At 38.9% G+C, this 2,057-nt stretch carries 4 protein-coding genes; 1 reads left to right on the top strand and 3 read right to left on the bottom strand.

Features of this window, described 5'->3' with window-relative positions:
• The 3 genes from G576_RS14155 to G576_RS0109595 form a co-directional block, all read right to left on the bottom strand.
• On the bottom strand, positions 1–80 hold an 80-nt coding region (locus tag G576_RS14155), incomplete at its 3' end, for a helix-turn-helix domain-containing protein (protein ID WP_425423379.1).
• Positions 81–95: 15 nt separating this feature from the next.
• Positions 96–212 (bottom strand): UPF0565 family protein, encoded by a 117-nt coding sequence (locus G576_RS13950; protein ID WP_245563033.1) that lies wholly within the window; start codon positions 210–212, stop codon positions 96–98.
• A 48-nt stretch (positions 213–260) separates the two neighbouring features.
• Positions 261–581 carry a winged helix-turn-helix transcriptional regulator gene (locus G576_RS0109595; protein WP_027974412.1) on the bottom strand — a complete coding sequence of 107 codons (321 nt, stop codon included), beginning with the start codon at positions 579–581 and terminating at the stop codon, positions 261–263.
• 111 nt (positions 582–692) lie between these two features.
• Between G576_RS0109595 and G576_RS0109590 the strand changes: the two genes are divergently transcribed.
• Entirely contained in the window at positions 693–1,871 is a 1,179-nt protein-coding gene (locus G576_RS0109590; RefSeq protein WP_027974411.1) for a dipeptidyl aminopeptidase, read from the top strand.
• Positions 1,872–2,057 lie beyond the last annotated feature (186 nt).

Raw genomic sequence — 2,057 nt, 5'->3', positions numbered from 1 at the left:
TCTGAGGTAAGACCTGTTAAACCATGTTCTTGATATTTCTTAGTCAATCGCCAAACGGTATCATGTGAGACATCAAGCATCTCCATAATGGATTTTTAGGGAGTTTGGATTGCCCTGAGATAAACTGCTCGAATACGTTTGTGATAAGGTGCTAAGTTTTTATCTTTTAGAGCTGTTTTGAGCTCTGTTATCATTTCGTTAGTAAATTCCATGTTTCTATTATACTTCAGTTTTTGAAATTAGTTAAGTATTAAATCTTTTTATTTTTTAGGCTTCAGTTCCTCTTCATGCTCTCTTATCCACTGCTTAATCTGAAGGAGCAGGGGGAGAAATTCTTTACCTAGAGGGGTTAAGCGGTAGAAGACCTTGTATCCCTGGGAGGATTGTCCGATTTTTTCAACCAAGTTTATCTCGATGAGCGCCTTGAGATTTTGATCGAGAACTTTTCGGGATACCTGTCCAATTTCTCTCTCCAAAAGGGCAAAATGTTTTTCTCCTTCTGCTAAAGAAAGGATAATGGCGACTGCCCATTTGCCAAGAAGTGGTTGAGCCAGTGCTCGTAAGGGATGCTTTTCTGTCATAGGTACCTCAAAGTAACTTCTTTTTTTCTGTTTAGGACTATTATATACTAATTTTGTATTTTTACAGAAATTATTTTGTAATTTTCAATTTACAAATAAAGGAGTTAGTCAATGAAACACCATTTCTTTTCCTATTTTCCGTTTGAGTTTGAAGCGACAAGGGTCCTTTGGTACGCACCTTATGGAGGGGCAGATTATGCAGAGGTAGCGCGAATCTGTGAGAGAATCAAGGCTAGAGATGCAGAATCTTGGTACAGAAAATGGTCCGAATTTGGAAATAATTTAATAGAGGAAATAAATAAGAATCAATCTGTTATTTCCAAAGGGAAGGCCTATCTAAGAGCTAGTCGCTATTTTCAAGCAGCAGAATTTTTCTTACATCCGACTGACAAGCGGAAACTGGAAGCTTATGAAAAATCCGTTGCCTATTTTTATCAAGGCTTGGATTTGTTGTCTATTCCCTACGAACAATACCCTGTCCAATATCAAGGCAAAAACCTGCGGACGCTACTGTTTAAACCTCAAAATGGTAGCCCTAAAGGAAGCTTCTTTGTCTGCGGAGGTTTCGATTCCCTACTGGAGGAATTATATTTTACCTCCGTTGTTCCTGCCCTAGAACAAGGCTATCAAGTTATTCTTTTTGAAGGGCCTGGTCAGTCCCATCTTATTCGCTATGAAAATTATCCATTCACAGCAGACTGGGGGAGTGTTTGTCAAGCGGTGGTGGATGCTTATGGTCAAAGAGGGCAACTTACCTTGCCGACTGTTGGTCTTGGACTTTCCTTAGGTGGATTATTGATGGCGCGTGCTGTGTCTGCTAGGCCGAAACTATTTGATAAGGTCGTTCTGTTTAACTATTTTCCAAGTCTGGTTGAATCGTTTAAGATTTCAATTCCGAAGTTTTTACATCCTTATGTAGAGAAGGGGTTTCCAGTCTTGTTGGAAAAGGGAATAGAGAAATACATTTCAAGGCAATTCTTCCTAAACTGGCAAATTGAACATGCTAAATGGGTCTTCGGCGCGGATAACTTGAATGACTTGCTTAGAAAGGCGAGTGAATTTACAGAAGTGACTTTTACAACAGACAGCCTCATCTTTTTGTCGGAAGGTGACAATTACTATGATTATCATATGGGGCTAGATTTTTTTAATCAATTACCGAGTAAAAACAAGCAACTGGTTGTGTTTCATCTCGATAGCGTTTCCTCATGGCATTGTCAAAACGGTGCATCCTACGTGACGAATGATCACTTGTTTGATTGGTTATTGGAGGAGAGATTGAATGAATAGGAACAAAAACATACTAAGATTAGTAGTGAGGAAATCTCCGACGGGAGAAAGTACTCACTACTTTTTTCATTCTCAAGATGATAAAGTAGAAGTGTCTTGTTAAGTCGAGAACTCTTTTGACGCCAGACGTCGAGTATTGAAAATGACATCACTAAAACAAGGAATCATTCAAGACAAAGAGGTAAT

It is taken from the genome of Streptococcus porci DSM 23759 (assembly GCF_000423765.1).
GTDB lineage: Bacteria > Bacillota > Bacilli > Lactobacillales > Streptococcaceae > Streptococcus > Streptococcus porci.
This window is presented reverse-complemented; position numbering and strand designations above follow the sequence as displayed.